General features: G+C 49.0%; 15 protein-coding genes. 1 reads left to right on the top strand and 14 read right to left on the bottom strand.

Going from position 1 to position 21,021, the window contains the following annotated elements:
• Positions 1-2,136: DUF5916 domain-containing protein (locus tag QF669_09065; protein ID MDP6457579.1), on the top strand; the 2,136-nt coding region annotated here is incomplete at its 5' end.
• Positions 2,137-2,210: 74 nt separating this feature from the next.
• Here QF669_09065 and QF669_09060 read toward each other — a convergent pair.
• The 14 genes from QF669_09060 to QF669_08995 form a co-directional block, all read right to left on the bottom strand.
• Positions 2,211-7,976 carry a lamin tail domain-containing protein gene (locus tag QF669_09060; protein ID MDP6457578.1) on the bottom strand — a complete coding sequence of 1,922 codons (5,766 nt, stop codon included), beginning with the start codon at positions 7,974-7,976 and terminating at the stop codon, positions 2,211-2,213.
• Positions 7,977-8,229: 253 nt separating this feature from the next.
• On the bottom strand, positions 8,230-9,663 hold the full coding sequence (locus tag QF669_09055) for an MATE family efflux transporter (protein ID MDP6457577.1): 1,434 nt from the start codon (positions 9,661-9,663) through the stop codon (positions 8,230-8,232).
• Between the two features lie 4 nt (positions 9,664-9,667).
• Positions 9,668-10,306: a hypothetical protein gene (locus QF669_09050; GenBank protein ID MDP6457576.1), complete on the bottom strand. Its 639-nt coding sequence runs from the start codon at positions 10,304-10,306 to the stop codon at positions 9,668-9,670.
• An 89-nt stretch (positions 10,307-10,395) separates the two neighbouring features.
• Entirely contained in the window at positions 10,396-10,872 is a 477-nt protein-coding gene (locus QF669_09045) for an isoprenylcysteine carboxylmethyltransferase family protein (GenBank protein MDP6457575.1), read from the bottom strand.
• A gap of 386 nt (positions 10,873-11,258) precedes the next feature.
• The gene (locus QF669_09040; protein ID MDP6457574.1) at positions 11,259-12,350 is read right to left on the bottom strand and encodes a hypothetical protein; all 1,092 of its coding nucleotides are present in this window, start codon (positions 12,348-12,350) and stop codon (positions 11,259-11,261) included.
• Position 12,351: 1 nt separating this feature from the next.
• Positions 12,352-14,709, bottom strand: a complete 2,358-nt coding sequence (locus QF669_09035) for a TonB-dependent receptor (protein ID MDP6457573.1) — start codon at positions 14,707-14,709, stop codon at positions 12,352-12,354.
• Positions 14,706-15,473 (bottom strand): lysophospholipid acyltransferase family protein, encoded by a 768-nt coding sequence (locus tag QF669_09030; GenBank protein ID MDP6457572.1) that lies wholly within the window; start codon positions 15,471-15,473, stop codon positions 14,706-14,708. The genes QF669_09035 and QF669_09030 overlap by 4 nt, the downstream gene beginning before the upstream one ends.
• Positions 15,474-15,529: 56 nt before the next feature.
• Entirely contained in the window at positions 15,530-16,123 is a 594-nt protein-coding gene (locus QF669_09025; GenBank protein ID MDP6457571.1) for a glutathione peroxidase, read from the bottom strand.
• A gap of 84 nt (positions 16,124-16,207) precedes the next feature.
• Positions 16,208-16,612 (bottom strand): MarR family winged helix-turn-helix transcriptional regulator, encoded by a 405-nt coding sequence (locus tag QF669_09020; protein MDP6457570.1) that lies wholly within the window; start codon positions 16,610-16,612, stop codon positions 16,208-16,210.
• Positions 16,613-17,012: 400 nt separating this feature from the next.
• Positions 17,013-17,945, bottom strand: a complete 933-nt coding sequence (locus QF669_09015) for an NAD(P)H-binding protein (GenBank protein ID MDP6457569.1) — start codon at positions 17,943-17,945, stop codon at positions 17,013-17,015.
• Between the two features lie 161 nt (positions 17,946-18,106).
• Positions 18,107-18,349, bottom strand: a complete 243-nt coding sequence (locus QF669_09010) for a hypothetical protein (GenBank protein MDP6457568.1) — start codon at positions 18,347-18,349, stop codon at positions 18,107-18,109.
• A gap of 87 nt (positions 18,350-18,436) precedes the next feature.
• Positions 18,437-18,520 (bottom strand): carboxymuconolactone decarboxylase family protein, encoded by an 84-nt coding sequence (locus QF669_09005; protein ID MDP6457567.1) that lies wholly within the window; start codon positions 18,518-18,520, stop codon positions 18,437-18,439.
• Positions 18,521-18,697: 177 nt separating this feature from the next.
• Positions 18,698-20,479 (bottom strand): aldehyde ferredoxin oxidoreductase family protein, encoded by a 1,782-nt coding sequence (locus QF669_09000; GenBank protein MDP6457566.1) that lies wholly within the window; start codon positions 20,477-20,479, stop codon positions 18,698-18,700.
• A partial coding sequence (locus tag QF669_08995; protein MDP6457565.1) for a 4Fe-4S dicluster domain-containing protein occupies positions 20,476-21,021 on the bottom strand: 546 nt, incomplete at its 5' end. The genes QF669_09000 and QF669_08995, both read right to left, overlap by 4 nt.

The raw sequence follows: 21,021 nt of genomic DNA, 5'->3' as shown, positions 1-21,021 counted from the left end.
TATATATTAATAGGATTTTCTTTGCTGCAAGCCCAGTCGGAACCTGTTAACCGCGCTACTTTCCGGATTGATATTGCCGCAACAGATGAAGAAATCGTTATTAATGGTGAACTTACTGAAACAGTTTGGAAAAATGCTGCTACAGCCAAAGACTTTTTTAGAATAACACCTATTGATACTGGCCTGGCTACTGCGAGGACAGAAGTAAAACTGGCCTACAATGATGATCACCTTTTTGCAGCGATTATCTGTTATGATAAGGTACTTGGTAAACGTCCTGTAGAATCGTTGCGCCGAGATTTTAGTTTTCCAAAAAATGATAACTTCATCATTTTCTTAGACACCTACAATGATCAGACCAACGGCTTTGCATTTGGGGTCTCTGCCGCGGGAGCGCAATGGGATGGCATACAGGCAGATGGAGGTGATGTTTCGCTGGACTGGGACTGCAAATGGTTTTCAGCCATAAAAGAACATGATGATCACTGGGTGGCAGAATTTGCAATTCCATTTCGCAGTATTCGCTACCAGGATGGAGTTGATGAATGGGGCATTAATTTCAGTCGTTTTTCATTACTCCAAAATGAAAAGTCTTCCTGGGCACCTGTACCACGGCAATTCAAATCCTCTACCCTGGCCTTCACTGGTACACTACAATGGGATAAACCACCTCCGAAGCTGGGAACCAGATTTTCAATAATTCCTTTTCTTTCCGGTCAAGGATCAGAAGATATTGATGTAGGCACCCCAGCGGATAGCGATGTGGATAGTGGTCTTGATGCAAAGGTAACATTATCCACTTCTTTAAATCTGGACCTAACCATTAATCCGGATTTTTCACAGGTAGAGGTAGACCAACAGAGGACAAATCTGGATCGTTTTGAATTGTTCTTTCCCGAAAAACGGCAGTTTTTTCTGGAGAACAGTGACCTTTTCGCTAGCCTAGGTAGTAAGAATGTTCGTCCTTTTTTCTCCCGGCGGATTGGGCTGGCTACTCCGGTTAAAGGCGGTGCTCGCCTAAGCGGTAAACTGGGATCAAATTACCGATTGGGGATCATGAGTATGCAAACCGATGCGAATGAGGAAGCCCCGGCCAGCAACTTTACTGTAGCAACACTGCAGCGAAAGATACTTACACGTTCCAGTTTAAGCATATTCCTAGTAAATAAGGAATCTGACCTGCAAGAGAATGCAAATGGCAGCGAAAATTCGTATAACCGGGTTGGCGGTATTGATTTTAACCTGGCCAGTGCGGACAACCTTTGGACAGGGAAAACTTTTTTTCACCAAGCAATATACAAGAATGCCGGTGATAAAGCGTTCGCAGCAGCTACTTCAATCAAATATAATAACGGCACAATATCTTCCCATATGGGCTATTCTTTTGTCGGCGCAGATTTCCAAGCTGATGTAGGTTTTGTAAAGCGGGCTGGGTTCCACCGTTTTGGACCACATTTAGAATACAAATTTTACCCCAATGAAGGGAAAATACTTAATCATGGACCAACATTTAGATTTGATAATGTATTGGATGAGGACCTCAAAACAATGGATCGAGAACTTGAACTACAATACATAATCAACTGGCTGGACCGGAGCAAGTTGTCAGCAGAACTAGAACGCGGTTTTGTAAAATTACTCGCCCCGTTTGACCCAACTAATACAGGCGGTGATACACTTGCAGCCGGCAGTGCATACAACTGGAATGAATTTTCATTGAACTACGAATCTGATGCCCGAAAAACACTCAACTTTACTTCCAATATCCGGTACGGAGGTTACTATAACGGCAACAAGTTTTCTCTTAACGGTACAATTAATTATCGGGTGCAGCCTTATGTAAACCTATCCATATCTACGACTTATGACAAGATTGATCTGCCCGAACCTTTTGAAAGTATGGCCTTTCTATTGATTGGGCCGCGACTGGATCTAACCTTCACTAATAAATTATTTCTCACCACTTTTGTTCAATACAATGATCAGGCTGACAACGTTAATGTGAATTTGCGCTTCCAGTGGCGTTTTGCGCCGGTATCCGATCTGTTTATTGTTTATACTAATAATTCTTATCCGGATGATTTCCGCACCAAGGACAAAGCACTAGTAGCCAAAATATCTTACTGGTTCAATTAAACCGTGCCTGAACTTCCCGAACTCTTGTGTTGATATGAAGCTTAGAAGTAGGAGCAGTATGGCGAGGGACTTTTTCATTTCAATAACAGCATCTTCCGTGTCTGGCTGAACTCCCCAGCCCGTATCCGGTACAGGTAGACACCGGCACTCACAGTCCTCTCCAACTCATCAGTACCGTCCCAGACAGCTGTTCTGAATCCAGCATCCTGTGGCTGGTTGACCAGAGTCTTTGTCTGTTTACCCATTATATCAAAAATATCAAGGGTGACCTGAGCTTGTTGTGGCAGGTCATAGCTGATTGTGGTGGAAGGGTTGAACGGGTTGGGATAGTTCTGATAGAGTGCGAAAGATTCCGGCAGCGGAAGCGCTTCATACGCCGCCAGAACATTCTCTCTCACCAGTAGCTCGAAGGGTCCGTTTTCAGCCAGTGTACTGTCTTCCCGGTCGCTGGCAATCACAGTCCACTCAAGTGATATCTCCGACGTATCTCTCCAGTGCGCCAGACGGCTCTGATCCATGGCACTATAGATATCTAAGTGGGCCACCTGCTGGAAAGTGTCCGTGACGGCTGGGAAAGAGAGCAGGAAGTTCTCCCCTTCCAACGCCAGGTCATAGGTGACAGCGTCGCTATCGGGATCAACAGAGACGGTCCAGTCAAACAGCAGGCTGTCATTTATGGTTTCATCTGTAATTTCGAGTAACGCCAGGTGTGATGGTGACTTCATACTGAAAGGAGTGGGCGGGAATGACGTCTGTGAGTTACACGCGCCGGGGGTCCCGCTATCAATGCTGCTGGAGAGCCAGTTTGAAGGGAGACTGTTGTCGAGAAACGGGTTTCTCAGCTCGAGGGAGGGGCCCGTACCGTTCGCCGCCGCGGGCCATGGACTACTGCGTCCGTAGCTGACTGAATCGATAACTATTCCCCCTTCATTCATAATAACAATATTCTCGCCGTCATTTTTCAATCCGTCCGACGTCCACTCTCTGCTACCCGCGTACGACGCCCCATTGTAGGCCAGCACCATGTAACCACCCGGGAGAATGGAATCCGATGATGTGAAAACATACTGCACCCCCGCATGGAAAAAATACATTTCAGGATAGGCCGTCTGAATGCCAGCGTTATAGAGCTCGAGAAACTCGAAATCATCATCACTCCCCTGTGCTGAGCTCGGGTTGTAGTGAATTTCGTTGATGACAATATTGTAAATATCGTTATCAAGAATTGTCACTGTCAAGCAGCTGTCCTGTCCCACCGCGGCTGCATTGCCCCCGGACGGATTACGAAGTGCCAGTACCACAATTTCCCCCGGCTCCACCTCGCTGTCGTCAGTTATCGGTATAGCAATGTTCAGACTGTCAAGGCTGCCTGCGGGAAAAGTGACGGCCTGGACAATATAGCTGTTCATATCAGAGGCGTCACCGCTCTTCAGTTTTATATCTACTGTCGTGGCGGCGGTGCCGGGATTCAGGATCCCCAATGTCAGCACGGCAGTGGAATCTATCCCTTCCACAACGGTCGTTTCCGTCGTTGCGAAGTAGACAACCGTCTGCTGATCGTTTTCCCTGATAGTAAGTGTAAACGTGCTGTCATTTCCCACTGAGGCGCTGTTCCCACCCGCAGCATTTCTAAGCGTGAAGATTACTGTCTCATCTCCTTCAAAGTTTTCATCGTCCGTAACAGTGAGCGAAAGCGACTGACTCTCAGATGATCCGGCAGAAAAGGTGAGTGACTGCGTGCTGTAGTCTCCCACGTCAGCGGCGCTGCCCGTCCCGCCTGACAGAATCGCCTCCACGGTGGTGGCCTCAGTGGCGCTGGGCTCGGTGATTGAAACAGCAATGGTAGTGCTCCCGGCACCCTCATCCACATCTGCAGCGAGAGCCGCGAACTGCAAAACGGTACCGGGCGGAGGTTCATCATCAAGAAAGGAAACGGTGACAATACTGTCGGCTGCGATGGACGCACCGTACTCACCGCTGACACTTCTCAAGACAAACTGAAGCGTTCTGCTGCTCGTGTAAACGACATCATCAACCACCGTATACTGCACACTCTGAGATTCAGAACTACCGGCCGCAAAAGTGATCGTCTTGCTGGTGTCACTGCTGATGAGAGAAGCTTCACCACTTTTCAGAATTATCTTAACGGAAGTAGCACTAACGGAACTTGGATTTGATATACTTGTAGTCACCTCGAAACTGCCGTCATTTTCTTGAACCGACAGAGTCGTGGTAGCGAAAGTTACAGCTGTGGTCGGCTGCGTCCTTGAAATATCATTCGAGGCGCGGGGGCTGATCTGATACCTTCCATCATAGGGTGAAGAGGTGTCATACTGGTAAAAGATGCCGGTCAAGTCAACCGGATAGGCCGGCCCTGTCAGTTCATCAGCATCGGTATCGCTGTCTATGAACAGCGTCAGCTTACTTGTCCCGCCGTCGTCAGTGATGGTGAGTGATCCATTATTGCCCGAGGCGGGCCAGTCATCACTCCCCTCGCCCTTGCTCACATTTTCGATTGTCACCAGCAAGCCTTCACTTGCCTCGGCATCTGCCAGAAGCCCACTGATACTCTTTACCTGCGGGGAGGGGGGGGTGCCGACGCCGTTGTCAGTTATATCAGCCGAAGCGTTATCGGGTACCAGCCAGAGATTGCCGTTCGAATGTGTGACATTGCCCACGGCTGTATAACTGTTACCTTGAGTGACGGCAGTGGAGGTAGAACTGTAGTCCACCACATTAATAGCGCCGCCCGCATCCTGGAGATACACATTCAGATAAGTTGAGAAGACGCCACTGGCCACGGTAGCTACACCTTCAACTCGAGCATAGTAATCCTTGTAGAGTGGTTCGCCGTTGCTGTCACCTTGCCGCAAAGATGCCACTGTTGTAGTACCGACAAAAAAACCGAAGGTGTCGCTGACGGAACTCTGCGAACTGTTATCGGTGGCTGTGACGGTATAACTGATGCGATCCCCGTCGGCAAATCCGCTCGTGGGCAATGTTGCCGCATAGGAACTGCCGCTGGCGGTCATGGCTATTTCCTGCTGAGTGCCGCCGTTCTGACTGTAACCGAGCATCACCGCCGTAAGAGAGCCGTCGTCAGTTACCGTGACAGTGACGGCAGCATCCTCAGTTGCCGCAGGCACGGTTGGCGATCGGGATATGTTATAGATGAGCGGTTTAGTGTCCGATTCATAAACACTGTTCTGCGCACCGGGAGTTCCGTTGGAGGATGAGGACGCTTTCCAGCTTGCAGAGAAAGAATTATCGAGATTCGCATTAATCAGCTCCAAGCTGGAGCCGTCGCCGTTCGCCGCCGTGGCCCACGGCGAGCTTGAACCGTAAGTAAGCGAATCAATGACTGTACCCTCAGGGGCGGCGCTGGACAGTTCTATCTTCTCCCCCGTATTGGTGAGTGTACCGGTCGTCCACTGGGTGCTCCCTGAGTAGCTGGCGGAATTCTTGGCAAGAATAAGATATCCGCCGGCCGCAATCGTGCTCCCTGATGCAAACGTATGCGTAATACCGGCCGTGAATGTGTAATCGCTTATATCCGCAGAGCTGTTCTCATTGTTATATAATTCAAGGAATTCGTAGTCAGTATCAGGATAATTCCCATCATCGTTCGGATTGTAATGAATCTCGTTGATGATGATCTCTGGCAGGTCGTTGTCGGTGACAGTCACCGTTACACTGCCGACTGTAATCCCGTCATAGTTACTGTCGCTGCTGGAGGCAGAGTGCGTAATCGTAGCTGAATGACTCCCCTCGTAATCACTGTCATCAACTGCTGTTACTGTGACTGTCTGAGCGGTGTTGTAGTTAGCACTGGTAAATGTCAGGGAGGAGGAGCTGGCCGTGATCTCGCCACCAGAGACGGATACGGCAACGGTCACGTCTGAACTCGGCGCAGAATTTAGGACAACTGTGTAGCTGTCCGTAGAGCCCCCTTCTGTCACAGCCGTACCGCTGCCGGATTCGGTGACTGTCACACCGGCGGCGTCGTTGTCCACCACCGTAGCGGTGATCGCGCTCATGGACAGTCCGTTGTAGTTCGTGTCATCACTCGATGCCGTGTGACTGATGGTACTGGAGTGATTCCCTTCAACGGTGCCATCATCCACCGCCGTTACAGTGACAGTCTGGGCTGTGCTGTAGTTTGATGATGTAAAAGTGAGGAACGCGGGACTGACCGAAGTCTGTGCATCGGGAGAGACTGAAATGGTCGCATCAGAAGAAGGTGGTGCATCGAGGACAATAGTGTAGCTGTCTGTGGAACCTCCCTCAGTCACTTGCGTGCTGCCGTCAGATTCGGTCACTGTCACTATGCCGACAAATGCGCTGCCGCTGATTTTAGTCCCCACGGAAAAGAGAGCGCTGTTTGCGCCGTTGGCTGTGCTGTGTTTAACAAACGATCCTGTCAGATCCGGGTCCCGCGTTATGGACTGGTTGTCCCCTCCTTCGCTGCCGTATGTATAGGAAGACATCACAGTCCCGCTGCCGTTCTTCACGACGACATCATCGCCGCTGTTGTTGAGGCTCAAGCTCCCGCTGGAAGCGGTGGTGGTGAGGCTGCCACCAAAGGTCCCCGTCGGCGTACCGCCGCCGAACACTACCATCCCCTGCCCGGTCTTCAGGGTAGTACCGGATGCAAAAGTGTGTTTAACGCCTACACCGTCCGAAACTGTCCAATCGCTCATGTCAATACCAGCACCGCTGTTGTTCACCAGCTCAACGAATTCATCGTCAGCGGTACTGACTGTGCCGTCCCCGTTAGCATCTCCATTCGTCGCATCCGGGTCGGCATGGACTTCGTTGATGATCAACTCGTTATCCTGAATTGTGAGCGTAAACTGGCTCGTCGGTCCAATCTCTGCCGAATTGCCGCCACTCACATTTTGAAGCTGGAAAATGAGGGTCCCATCTCCTTCCAGACTGGAGTCGTCACTGATGGTGACCGTCGTGGTTTGATTGGTTGAACTGTTGGCTGGGAAGGTGAGCGTCTGAGTTGAGTAAGTAGTGATATCCGATCCGTTACTCGCTGTGCCGCCCGTCAGGGCCAGCTCCACAGTGGTGGCGTTAGAAGCATCCTCATTGGTGATGGATACAGTAATATCGTATGTCCCCACACTTTCAGCCACCGAGGCTGACGACGATGTAAACTGAACAGATGTATTGTTGCTGGCGGCGGTCTGAGAGACTGTTATGTCATCCATCCTCAACTTCCCCGCTCTGCTGCTGGTGAAATCATAGAACAGTCCGAAATAGCTCGTTGTGGTGTAGTCGGTGTTGCTTCCAGTTCCGGCGGATGTCTGATTATCAAAACCACCATCGGAATCGAACTTGAGTTCCCATGTACCAGACGAGTTTCGGGTTACTTCAATCCCGATCAGATCGCTGCTGCCCCAATCGAGGCTGGAGGTGACCACAGCGCCGTCAGCAGCACCGTCCGTCACTTTCCACAAGGTGAGAATATCGTCGGTGCCTGTGAGATTGACGCCAACGGCATAGCCGTCCACCGTACTGCCGCCGATGTTCGTCTCGTTAGCAATCAGGTACGCCCAGAAGCGGTTGCTACCAGAAGGATCCCAGCTTCCGTTCTTCAGGTTGAACTTCCAAGTGGTGGTACCGGAGGCTAGGTTCAGACTGGTAAGGGCGTGACTGACGTAACTCTCGGCGGCGGTACTGGAGAGGTTATGTTTGAGGGAGTAGCTTCCTGTTATGGGCGTTGAAGTTGAGACTGTCCAGTCGCCGCTCTGACCTTCCGTCCAGCCGGAAATATCGCCATCCTCGAAGTCTTCACTGAGATATGTAGTCTGCCCCCGTGACGGGGAAATCAACACGAATGCAACAGTCAGAAATATGTGCAGCCGTCTCCAGCTTACCCCAATCTATACACCATGGGGACTCCTTTCAGAGGAATCTCCGCACCCTCACCGGCGAATCTAAACTGCGCCTCCGCCGGCTGCCTCGTCTAGACGACTAATCTTATATTATAAAGCTTATCTCCACTGCTTTAACGTTTAAATGTAAGCGTGTAAAATTTACTTTTCAAGGTTTTCAGTTGTAACATGATGTGTAGTGTCAGCCAGCTTACACTATGATCTCTTTCCAGTCCCCCTTCAGCACCTTCCACGCTATCACCGAAGCGTAAAGCATGATGTAGATGCCGAAACTGATCCACGGTCCCATAATACCCAACTGCAGCTTCACCGCTGAGAGGTACGAAAGAGGCAGGAAGACGCCCCAGGCGAGAGCCATGTCCATGACCGCAGGGAACTTGGTGTTTCCGGCTCCTGTAAGGGCGAACCAGAGGGTCATCCCCACGGCGTCGAAGAACTGAATCACGCCCAAAAGACGAAGCGCCACCACGCCCATCTCAATCACTTGGCGATCATTGGTGAAAAAAGGCAGAATGGTGGCGGGAAAGGTCATGAACAGGATGCCCATGCTCCCCATGAAGATCACCGACCACCGCACAGACTCCACCATACTGACGGCGGCCCGCTGCGGATCCTTCTCCCCCAGATGCTTCCCCACCAGCGTGGCGCAGGCGACGCCGAAACCGATCCCGGGCATAAAGGACGCTGTCATGATAGTGAAAACAACTTCCGTCGCTGCCACCTCCAATGTTCCGATCATTGCAATGATCTTGAAGAAGAGGATATAGACAATCGTCACCCCCACTTCCTGCAGTCCCTGAGGTGTGGCGATGTCAACGATCTTCTCCAGCGTCTCTCTCTTTACACCGCCGCAAAAGGTACGGTACTTCGCCTTGAACTGGCCCATCATCCCCCGAACTGCATAGTGGACTATCATCCAGACGGAAGCCAGAAGCGTCGCAATGGCGGCCCCTTCCACCCCCAGAGCGGGAAAGTCGAATGGCGTCCAGAGGAGCGCAAAAGCGGACAGGTCACCCAGTGGCGTGCGTGCAAGCATGGAGGCAAGATTCTCACTGCCGAAGATCAGTCCGGCATTCAGATAGACATTGAGCAGGTTCGATGCGATAGTCACTTCCATGTGCACTTTCGTCTGCTCCACGCCGTTAAAGAATCCCTGAAACGCATACCCCACCGTGATACAGGCCGCCCCAACAAACGACCACTGCGTATAGATGACAGCCAGCGGAATAACGGCCGGATCCTTGATGAGGAATTCAATGACCGTCTCCGCCGCCAGATATCCCACAACCGATACAACCGCCCCAATGCCTACCGCAAAGATAAGGCCGTTATTTAAGGCTTGGCCGCAGTCCGCCCATCTCCTTTCACCGTAGCGGCGAGCCGTTATTGTCTGCACGCTCGTCCGGAAAGCGATGCCCACACTGAAGACAGTCCAGATGAGGACGCCGCCCATTCCCACCGCCGCCAGAGCGTTGACGCCGAGCCTGCCTACCATAGCCACATCCACAACGTTCATGAGGACGCGACTGAGATTTCCCACTATGACAGGCAGCGCCAGATAGAGCACTTTCCTGAAGATACTCCTGTCCAGCGGAACGATGAAGTGGCGCAGCCGATATGGCATTAACCTATTTGTGAATTGGCTTGCCGCCCTCAACCCGCCAGACAAAATAGAAGACGCCTCCCGCCAGTCCCGTCAGAAACAGCCACCACGGAAACGTCTCCGGCATGGAAACGCCGTCATTGGAGAGAAAGGCGGCGATGATAAGTGCACCCGCAGCTATTTCCACCGTCCAATCCAGCGCCGCTATTCTGAGCGGCAAACCGGCCTCCCGCTTCAATACAATCCACCCTCCGCACCCAACCAGAGCTAAGCTCACCAGCACCGGCGCCAGCACCGGCCCGGTCCACATTTTGGGAATCAGAAACAGAACATCCCACGTAAGCAGCGTCTCCGGCCAGCCGATAAACACCCTGAGCCAGACATAGTAGAAGATATCCCACACACCAAACGCCACAAAGACTGAGCCCGTCCTTGCCAGCCAGGTCGTGCCCGCAAGAACGCCCACAGAGATGAGCACAACGATTGTGGCCGCTTCACGGATGATTTCTGTCCACAGAATAGCCGTCGGCAGTCTGCCGACGGTCATATCAAAACCTTCGGGATAGTAGCTCGCCCGCAGATAGACCACCACGGCCGCTTCGATAAGTCCGAAGGCGATACCGAACAGCATAATCCAGCCGAGTTTCTTAGGTGCGGTCATCATTTTAGCAACGGCCTCTTGCGCATTAGACTGTATTCACCGGCTTACCTGACAGCTTCCCTCACTCACTTCTCTCTCTAACTCAACCGAGCTCATGAAGGATCACCACTCTTCCTGAGCAGCGGAAAGAACTGCCCCGTCTCTTCAGTGTAACGCCGGTATTCATCGCCAAACTTCTCCACCATAAACCTCTCCTCTTGCTGAATATGCCACGTCCAGAACAGATTGATGAGGATTACTGAGAAGATGGCGGTCCACGAATAGTGCCAGATGGCCACCGCCCCCGTCCCGCTCCAGATGATGGCTGCATAAAACGGGTGGCGCACCCACCGGAAAGGACCAGTGGTAACCAGTTTATCGCCGCGCACGGGAATGGGAAGCGCTATGAAGCTCCAGACAGTCATAAACGTCGCATCGGCTACAAAAAGAATCAGGAGGAGCAGACGAAAGGTCTCCCCCATACTGATAGAAGGAATACCGATCCACCGCTCAATCTTCAAAGCGAGAAACCAGATGGCAACAGTTGCGCCAATTCCGGTGGGGCCTGTGCCAAAGATTCTCCTGTACATGATAACCGGTCAGTTGAGTGAATGAGAGGTTCAACAGGAAGTTAGCATGAAAGTTCACTCTTCCGGAAGCAGTTTGGGATGCCAGAAAGACAGTAAGCTCTTTACGCGGCTTTTCTGATTAATCGCCGGGGACGATGTTCACATAGAAGAACTTCACTGAAGAGGAATAGAACAGACCATAACCACCTTCCACATTCGAATCGGGAAACTAATACTGATTCTGCACGAAGGGATCACAATGGAGGGTAGAGATAAGAACTGACCCCCACAGTAACAATCCAGACGGAAAAGGTGACTGCTAGGCCTGTGGGGCCTGAACCAAAAGAGGTTCTATAGGATGAGATGGTCCACCTTCTCAGAAAAAATTGTTTTCATGTAGGTGGAATTTAAAACCTAGAGGTTGAATCACGTGCAATATTGACCAGGAACCCTCTGGAGGCTCTGGAAAAAAAGAGGCCGTATCCGTCCACAATATTGCCTTGGGGGAGAAGAAACTGATTCTGAGCTACTGGGTCGCCGCTGTAGTAGTTATAATAAGCTTCATCAGTGGCAGAGAGAGTAATAAGGTGTAGTCCATAATAATTGAAAAACAACCAACTCATAGGGATCGGGGATTCCACTACTTGCCACTGGAATGGATTGATTCGGTATGGATCACCATTCTCAAGGCGTAAGTAGTCCTCTTTCCAAAGCTGATAAAGCTGTGTAGTGTCATAGATCAGATTCACAAAAGTGGAATCACGGATTCCGTTTCTGTTGTAATCAAAATAGTCGCTACTGCTGTTTTCACTGAAAGGCTCCAAGCCCCGTTTCTCAGCCTCTAACGCAAATGAGGATATCTGAATTGTATTGTAATCCTCAGAGTTGAAATTCAGAAAGAAGAGAGGAAAAGATACAAAACTGCCCACATAACATCTCTCATTTTTGTAGATCACTGTAGAGATTTTTGTAAAGTCAATTTTTTGTAATACTTCTTCAAAACTCTCCACCTGCTGTAACCAAGTTATGTCAAAATTGTCCGTATTGATAACATCCACCACCCTCTCTTCACCACCACAGATGTACGTCTCACCAGATGGGCTAAAAAATTCAATCTTCTCAGGTACCGTAGTTTCACCATATACCGTATAGTCTTGCCAGCTGGTTTCCAGTCTGTAGGTTTTACCCGGTTCAAAAATAACCGAAGATCTTGGCAGGTACCGACCAGGAGAACCGAGGACAGGAAAGAGCGTGTCCCGCTCACCCTCTCCCACAGCTTGTATAGTAACAAGTGCGTCACTCACAAAAAGAGCCTGAGGATCTTTCTCTTCCGCAATATCCGCTGAAAGAGAAACAGTACACGTGTCTCCTAACACACCCATGGGAAACCCGGCTGTTAAACTAGAAAACACTACCAGTTTTTCATCGTAAACGGCCGGATCATCTTCTATACAGCTGAATAAAAGCAAGAACGAAAAAATAAACAGCCCTTTTTTCATATCAGAAATCAATGGAAAGACCTATAGTTAGAATTAGAGGGAAAACAGAAATATCATTCCGTATCACTTTACCCTCATCAGGTTCATCCACATTGGGTTCACCGGGATCGGGTTTGCCATTCTTGTTCGTATCATGACTTTCCACATCCCAGTCGCCGTCATCATCCAAACCGTTGAAAGCACTACCAGAAGTGTAAGCGTAACGAAAAATGTTTTGTCTGTCGTAAGCGTTAATTATCTGAAAGTAAAAATCCAACTTTTCAAATTTATTCGTTTGAATATGACGAACCATGGAAAAATCTAGCCGATGGAAGGGTGGATACCGGCCAGAATTCCTCGTGCCAGGAATCGTCTTAAAATTAATGGTGCCCGCACCAGAAACTCCGTAGTCTAGATCCTCAAGAAAATACCCCAGAATTGGAGTAAAAGCCTGACCGCTTTGGTAGGTCCATTTCCAGTTAAGATCCCATTTTTCATTGATATTATAGTTGCCAATGACATTAAAGGCATGCCGCCGATCCCAATTGGTAAAATAAGCTCTGTTATCAAGAGTTTTTCTAGAGATGGAATATGTATAGGCAAGCCATCCAGTCAATCTACCCATCATTTTCTGAGTAAAAACTTCCAGACCGTACGCACTCCCATCAGAGGGTGCAAAATTATCAGACACCTGTTCATTCGCAAGCTGTTCATCGGTAGAAGCCCTAGTTTCAACAAATGTCAGCATGTTTTGTAGATTTTTATAATATCCTTCCACTTGAATCTTATAACTGCCACCAATGTATTCCTCGTAACCAAGCACTATTTGCTGAGAAGCACCAGCACCAACGCTTGAGTCAATGGCAACCCAAAAGTCGAGGATTGTAGGATTATAATCATCCTGAACAGTCTGAATGAATTGGTGATAATTACCAACAGCAAAGTTGATATAACGGTCGTCTGTTACCAGATACTTGACTCCGAGCCTGAAATCAGGAAAAAGAATGTCAGTCTGATCGGTGTATGTGTTCAATCTGATCCCTGGTTCAAAGATAACTTTTTCTCCAAAGGGCATTTTTGTTTTCAGGTAAAGTCCCATCTCATAAGGAGACCTATTAATTCTAAAAAGAGTGGTGTCCCCAAATGAACTGACGTAATCAAAACCAAGCCTTTTAGCCTGGAAGCCGAACTTCAAGGTATTATCTTTGCTATGAAAATAAGTAAAATTAGCCGACATTGTCTGGTCATCAATAACATTGTCATTGACAAGCCCCGATTCACCACCCAATCCAAACAGTGTTTTGAACTGGCTTGAGGCCACAAGAAAGTTCCCGATGAGGAGATCGCTAAACAGTTTCCGGTAGGCAAGACTGAATGTTTGGTTACCCCATTGGGCGTTGAAACCGAGATCATCAAAATAAAAATCGTCAAGTCCACCATAAAAACTGAGGCTGATTCTGTCCCTTGTTGAAAGATCCGAAAAGACGTGGCCCTGGATATCATAAAAGTAATAAGGCACCTTTGTGGTAGTTAAGTTGAGATCATTGGCTAACTCAAGCGCTTTATCTATGTAGGTTCGGCGCATGGCTAAAAGCCATGCTCCGTTGTAGAATGGTCCCTCCATGGTGGTCTGAGTTGAAAGCAAGGATACGTTAGCACTTGCATCGAATTTTTTTCGGTTCCCTTCTCTACTGATAACGTTAAGTACAGCTGAAAGCCTGCCACCGTATTCAGCGTTGTATCCCCCTTTGATGAGCTCTGCCTCTTTTACAGCGTCCACAATAAAGTTGGAAAAAACTCCGCCTAAGTGCGATGGGTTATAAACAGTAATGCCATCCAAAAGAATGAGATTCTGATCAGTATTACCACCTCTTATTATAAGACCTGTGCTGAATTCCGAGGAGGTAAGGACACCAGGAAGGGCTTGGATAGCTCTGAAAATGTCCGGCTCCGCCAAGGCAGGGTAGGCCTTTATCTGGCGAGGATTCAGGCTCACTTTGCCCGGCTGGATATTGACTTTACGCTGAATTTTCTCCCCTTCCACAACTACTCCTTCAGTCTCGATAACTATTGGTATCAGAGCAATATTACGGTTCAAAACTTCACCATCTTTAAAGGTGAATTTTTCACGATATTCTTCATAGCCGAGATAACTGACAAGAAAAGTATATCCACCGGGAGGGATGCCATCAAGGACGTAGTAACCGTTCATGTCTGTAGCCATCCCTTCACCGGTTTCCAGGAAAAAAACATTCGCACCCATGAGAACTTCTCCTGTCTCTTCATCGGTGATAAAGCCGTTTATGCGCGAAGATTGAGCCCATGCAAAGGAGTAGAGAGAAAGAATAGTTAACACAATGTGGAGCTTTAAAGTTTTCACGCCTTCACCTTGTCTCCATTGGAGGATATACCGCCAGAATGATCTGAAGAGGAAACATTATCAATTAGAGCAAGTACGGTGTTGCGAACCTTTTCAGTCACATCGTACCTGTCTTCAAAACTCTTTCCCGCAACAGAGAATGGCTCCCCAATGATAACCCTTAGAGGATTCTTCCAGGTTCCCTTAATGAGTAAGCTGTCAATATTGGCCTTTGAATGGATGGCAACAGGAGCCACTTTCATGCCTGTCTGCATGGCAAGCACGGCTCCACCGGGCATGAAAGGTCTTATACGCCCATCTTTGAAATAGGTGCCCTCAGGAAAGATAACCACGGACCTGAGCTGGCGTCTCAGTTTTTCCGCCGCCCGCATGATAGTGTACTGCGCACCTGCGGGGTTGGAGCGGTCGATGAAGATGTGGCCTCTTAAAGTCGCATACCAGCCGACAAACGGAACTTTTTTGAACTCTCCTTTAGACACAAAAACAATGTCCCGCTTCAAGGCCAGATAGAGAAGTGCTATATCCACTTCATGGGTGTGATTGCTCATAAAAACATATTTCTCCCCCGGAACAAGGTTCTCTTTACCTTTCACTTTGAAGCGAATCCCCCCCATAAGGAAAACCCACCGTGACCAGAACCATATTAGAAACCAGGGGCGGCGGCGACGAAACAGAATATTCAGCAACAGATCGAAAGGGGCACAAAGAATAAAGATCGCGCCCATATTCAACCCGATCCAAATCATTCTCAGAGGATCGATCATCTTACGTACATACCGCGCAGGTAACCATTATGACTCCGCTGCAGAGTGCGGCTTAATTATTTAAGGATATCCGATCTCATCTCTTCCGAGAGAGGCTTAACACCTGATTTATAGAACTTCACAAGCTTCCCTTCTTCATCTACCAGATACTTACAAAAATTCCAGGTGGGATCCTGGTCATTCCAGCCGTTAAGCTTCGGATGTGTCAGCCACTGATAGATGGGGTGTTTATCTTTTCCCTTCACTGAAATCTTTGCGAACATGGTAAACGTAACACTATACTTCAGCGAGCAAAATTCGAAGATCTCTTCATTCGTCCCCGGTTCCTGCCTGAAAAAATTGTTGGCCGGAAATCCTAGAATGGCCACCTTGTCTCCAAGTTCTTCGTGCAATTTTTGCAACCCTTTATATTGAGGGGTATAGCCACACTTCGAGGCGACGTTCACAAAGAGCATCTTTTTCCCTTTGAACTGTTCCAGCGATATCTCTTTGCCATCAATAAGGTTCGCGGAATATTCATAGATGGATGTTTTGGGACTGACATTTTCATCCGGACTGAGCACCCTGCTGGTGAACATGGCGCGTAACAAAACGAAAGGAGTTGCTAGCATGAGCGTTACAACCAGTCCTCGCACTGATATTCTGTACATTGGAGTACCCCCATTCAATTCACGTTCCCAAGTCTGTTTTTCAAAGTTATAAGCAACTGTCTAAATTGTTGGATATGCAACCATTTATTTCTGTTTATTCAAGTTATTACAAATATTGCGCAACACCCTTTTTGTAGTACTGATATCCGTATCATTAATCCCATCAACGGCTTCATCTCTGGTTGCAAGCATCACCTCTATCATATCATTAGAGAATCTCTTTCCTTCATGAGTTAAATAGACAAGTTTCACGCGAGAATCAACTTCACTGGTAACACGCACTACAAAGTTTTTCTTCTCAAGAGTATCAATCAATCTGGTGATGCTCCCTTTACTTTTCATTGTGTCATGGCACAGCTGATTTTGGGGAATACCATCTTTCTTCCATAAATGAATCATGACCATCCACTGATCTAAGGACATATTTATCTCCCTCGCTTCAGCATTGGCTTTGAGACGCCTTCCCATAGCGTGCATAGCCTGAGACATGAGCTCCCCCAGGTGCCGGCCTTTCAGATAATCTCCGTAATCCATATCGTTGAATATACAACAATATTTAGATTGGGGACAATGTTTCTTTAGTATTTTTCTTCAACCACTTCGGATAGTCTCCATCATGTCGTGAATCCTTTCTTAGACCAGCTTCCCTAGTCAGAACCAGTCATGAAGAATTCTGATGAGCCGAGCGATATCGATGAATCTGCCGGTGTCGCCCACGCCCAGTCTATGTATGCCGTGGAGCCTTAGAACTACTTGAGGAACAACTTCAAGAATGAGAAGCTATTTCAGGGTTTCGAATCCCCCCGCATTCGAACGTAAGAATGCATTTCCCACCAAGATCTTATTCAATGCGGGCCGCGAGCTACGCTTCGTAGTATGCAGCTAAATGCTAATCGTTAGACGGCCTAAGATAACTCAATGCTTCAAGCCCGAACCTTTTTGGCTCAATGTTGAGAGACTTGAAGAGATCATCTGAATTACATGTATTCCCTTCCATCAGCATGGTCAGTTGGTCTCGCGTGATGGGGAAAAAGGCGAAACGTTCGAAGAGCGCCGCCGCCAACTTGATTCCAAGCGCAGGCGCCGGTAGAGTCCACTTATTCTTTCCGACGGCTCCGGCCACGGTTTTCAGGACAGTTCTCCAGTCAAACTGCTCCGGCCCGCCCAGCTCGTAGATCTTCCCGTAAGTCTCCTCCATTCCCAGCGTCTTGACAAATATCTCCGCCACATCGCCAATGTAGATGGGAGACAGTTCGAACTTCCCCGCGTCTCGCGGAATGAGGCCGTTGAAGAACAGCGGCGCCGGAAGTGGGAGGCGGATGAGTTGATCTCGCAGAGCCGAACAGAGTTCCATTCTCCCCCGAGGCTCACCAAAGATCACCGACGGCCGGAATATGGTCCAATCGAGTGTGGAGGCTCTCAGGAATTCGTCCGCCATGTACTTGGTAGATTGGTATCCGGTGCCGTCCGGCTTAACGCCGTTGGCGCTCATGAGGATGAACCGCCTCACGCCTAATTCTTGGGCTGCCTGCATGCTCCGCTTCGCCCCTTCAAAGTGGAGTGCTTCATAACTTATCCCCTTGCGCCTAAACTCTCGGACGATACCGATGAGATAGATGACGGCCTCCGATCCGGACAGCGTCTCTTGAATAGATCCAGCATCAGAGATGTCGCCGATGACGATGCGGCACTCGTTCTCCCGGTGGACCTTTTGCTCACTCCCCTCCCTGACAAGGAGGACAGGCTCATGGCCATCATCCAGCAGTTCCCCAACCATATAGCTGCCGACAAATCCCGTTCCGCCAAAGAGCGCTACTCTCATCAGATCTTACCTGTAGCTATTTTCAGATGTGTTCCCCTCTCCTCCAATTCTTCCAGCGTCATGAAATTTTCAAACGTGCCCAGAATCTCGGTGAAATATCGGAGGGCGCAAAGGTAATCAAGAGGGGAACTGCCAGCCGCGGTACACGGCACTCGCCGCGGTCACTCGTTCGCGCCTCCAGAGGAATTCATCTCTTTTTGCATTTCCGGCTCGAGATCGACGCCGAGGCCGTCAGCGATTCTGTTGATGTAGTTAAAGTAGCCCACTACCTGAGCCGCATCGCTGATGGCTTCCTGAGAAAATCCTGCCTTCTCTAATATCTGTACGTCTTCTTCAGACATCTCAGCTGGCGTCAGTGTAAGTTTGACGGCCCATTCACACAGAGCTTTCTCCTCAGCGGACAATTCAACAGTCCGCCAGTCGTGCTTCAGATGTTCTGCCAGTGCTTCATCGTTGACTTCGTCACGGAAGTCATCCCCGTGGGATTCGGTTCAGTAGAAACAATCGTTTGTCTGGGACACAACCGTGGCAAGCATTTCTCTCTGTGCCCGGGACAGTTGCGACTCGCCATACATTACGGCAAGATACATGCGCATGGAGGCCTGAAGAGCCTGTGGGCTCTGGCTCATGATCTTTAATATATTAAATACTCTCCCAGACCTACGTACCCCTTTCTCATACTCCTTCTTTACAATACCATCAGCTTCCTCAGGGTTGACAGTTTCAATATAAGACACGATTTCCCTCTACAATTATTCTTTCCACCCTTTTTCTTTGTAATAATCTTGAACCATTCTGTCAATATCTATTACCGTCCCCTTAGCTGGACCGTCTGGGATAGGTTGACCCAAGAATCGAACAGGAAGAGTATCGTCCTCTGGGCGGAGACCTTCACGAATGTTGAATTCTCTTTCAACTTGGCTGACATGAGAACAGGTTTCCCAAAGCTGTTGTGCCGTTATATCGTGACCAAGTAGCCCAGAATAAGCCTCCGCAGCAAAGTCAAAACCGATGACGTCCACCATACAGCAGGAGATATTCTTGCAGATAGTCATGCTGTCAGAAAGAATTCCCATATGTTCGGCATAGTTGACCAGCAATCCTTTTCCTTCTTCTTTCAATCTATGGGCTGCATCCCGATTGCCGATACGCTTCATGGCCAGTTCTTCATCTCCAGTCAGCTCAATGGACGGTTCGCCGCGGTAGTGGTCTCCTCCCCGGGAATTAACAGCATTCATGAGGGCATATCCCTTAATCCCCCGGGGATCAGCTGCAAATAGTTCTAATCCCTTCACTTCGACCGTCAGTTTTTGCGCTTCTTCACCAAATTGCTTTGCTGCACGCTTTGTCCCTTCCGCCAACAGGTCACCTATTCCCTTCCTGTGAGCAACCATTTCAGGAAGTCGAAGCAGTGCCTCTTTTGAACCCCAAGATAGATCAATACCATCAATATCCGCATCTGATATCAATTCTTCATGTCTGCATTCCATAAGCCAGGCAATGACTTCTCCCATGCTGATGCAGTCGAGTCCAAGCCTGTTGACCGTATTGGAGACGCCTACAGCCAGTTCCAGATCGGGATTTCCGCATTTAACGGAGAATCCTGCCTGGGCTTCGTACTCTGGACCTTCTCCTTCATTGTACTTTGTATAAGAGTAGCGAGAGCAATAGACGTTGCAGTTATAGCACGACTTCGCTTTTACCACATGATCTCGGCGTAGAGCCGTACCATTAACTTTCTTGAGATCATCAAAAAGAGCTGTTCGGTAGTGATAAGCGGGCAACACGCCCATATTCGCCAGCGAGTCCATGATTTTTGTTGTTCCAAACTTATGCCGGGCTTCAAACTCATCGTTCTCTTCAATCCTCTGTTTGAACTGTTCACATGTATTCTTAAACCGTTTTGGATCAACGGGTATTACGGGCTTACTGCCCCGAACAACAATAGCTTTGAGTTTCTTCGACCCCATAACCGCCCCCATTCCCGTCCGACCGGCGGCCCGAGCAAGATTGCAGGAAATAATCGAGTATCGGACCAGGTTCTCTCCAGCGGGACCGATAGTGGCAACCTGAAGATCAGGATCGTGAAGTTCATCTTGAAGCTGGACTGTTGTCTGTGTGATATCAAGACCCACCAAGTGAGAAGCGTCACGAATTTCCACTTTGTCATCATCGATAAACAGATAAACCCACCCATCCGAAGCCCCTGTAAAAACAATCTGTTGATAGCCAGCCCACCGCAGTTCCGGAGCGAAAAATCCTCTGGCTCCCGAATCGCCTAGAATCCCCGTGAGCGGACTCTTGGCACTGGCGATGAATCGACAGGTTCCGATCAACTCGCTTCCGGTAAGTGGCCCTACACCAATACATAGAATGTTTTCCGGTCCAAGCGGATCTACTCCGGGCTTTAATTCATTCATCAGCGTGACGCTGTTCCAAGTTCGCCCTCCAATCCCATTATCTGGTGTTTGACTTTTCTCAATCTTTCCATGAGTCAGATCTACCCGCAGACTGGTCGCATTACAGATACTCATGAATCAACCCTCAAACCGTTCTTCCACCCTTCGCGGATTGGTTCACCCTGCACGGAAACGTAATTCGCACGTTTCTGATTGGGATTTCCATCAGCTTGGAGGAAGGATGCCAGACTACTGTCCCGATGATCTTCGATGTACGAGAGAGCGTCGCTGGGGCAGGCGGTCACGCAGGAAGTAGCACCATCACACAGATCACATAAAAGGGGTAGGTCATCGTAAAATCCAATGGCACCCACTGGACATTCTTCCACACAGATTTCACAGGACGTACATAAATCTTCATCCAGAATTATCTCTCCATTGTCTCCTACCGTGAGTGCCAATGTGGGGCACTCGAGGCACGGTTTTTCCAGGCAGCTGAGGCAGGCGATGGCCATCTCCACACCCACATTTTCCAGCTTTGCAACACGAATTCGGGACATGGCCCGGGTGACACCATCGAAGTGAAACGCACTACACGCAACTTCGCACATGCGGCAACCCACACAAATCTTAAGTTCGCAGTGGATCATTGTTCTGTTATCACTTTTGCCGAATGA

The sequence above is a fragment of the Candidatus Neomarinimicrobiota bacterium genome, from assembly GCA_030743815.1.
Classification (GTDB): Bacteria; Fidelibacterota; Marinisomatia; order Marinisomatales; family S15-B10; genus UBA2146.
This window is presented reverse-complemented; position numbering and strand designations above follow the sequence as displayed.

Bases quoted from the DNA above. Each gene is read 5' to 3' on its own strand.
- QF669_09015 (MDP6457569.1), bottom strand. From the start codon at position 17,945: ATGAGAGTAGCGCTCTTTGGCGGAACGGGATTTGTCGGCAGCTATATG.
- QF669_09005 (MDP6457567.1), bottom strand. From the start codon at position 18,520: ATGTATGGCGAGTCGCAACTGTCCCGGGCACAGAGAGAAATGCTTGCC.
- QF669_09030 (MDP6457572.1), bottom strand. From the start codon at position 15,473: ATGATCGATCCTCTGAGAATGATTTGGATCGGGTTGAATATGGGCGCG.
- QF669_09040 (MDP6457574.1), bottom strand. From the start codon at position 12,350: ATGAAAAAAGGGCTGTTTATTTTTTCGTTCTTGCTTTTATTCAGCTGT.
- QF669_09025 (MDP6457571.1), bottom strand. From the start codon at position 16,123: ATGTACAGAATATCAGTGCGAGGACTGGTTGTAACGCTCATGCTAGCA.
- QF669_09055 (MDP6457577.1), bottom strand. From the start codon at position 9,663: ATGCCATATCGGCTGCGCCACTTCATCGTTCCGCTGGACAGGAGTATC.
- QF669_09020 (MDP6457570.1), bottom strand. From the start codon at position 16,612: ATGTCTCAGGCTATGCACGCTATGGGAAGGCGTCTCAAAGCCAATGCT.
- QF669_09050 (MDP6457576.1), bottom strand. From the start codon at position 10,306: ATGATGACCGCACCTAAGAAACTCGGCTGGATTATGCTGTTCGGTATC.
- QF669_09000 (MDP6457566.1), bottom strand. From the start codon at position 20,479: ATGAGTATCTGTAATGCGACCAGTCTGCGGGTAGATCTGACTCATGGA.
- QF669_09045 (MDP6457575.1), bottom strand. From the start codon at position 10,872: ATGTACAGGAGAATCTTTGGCACAGGCCCCACCGGAATTGGCGCAACT.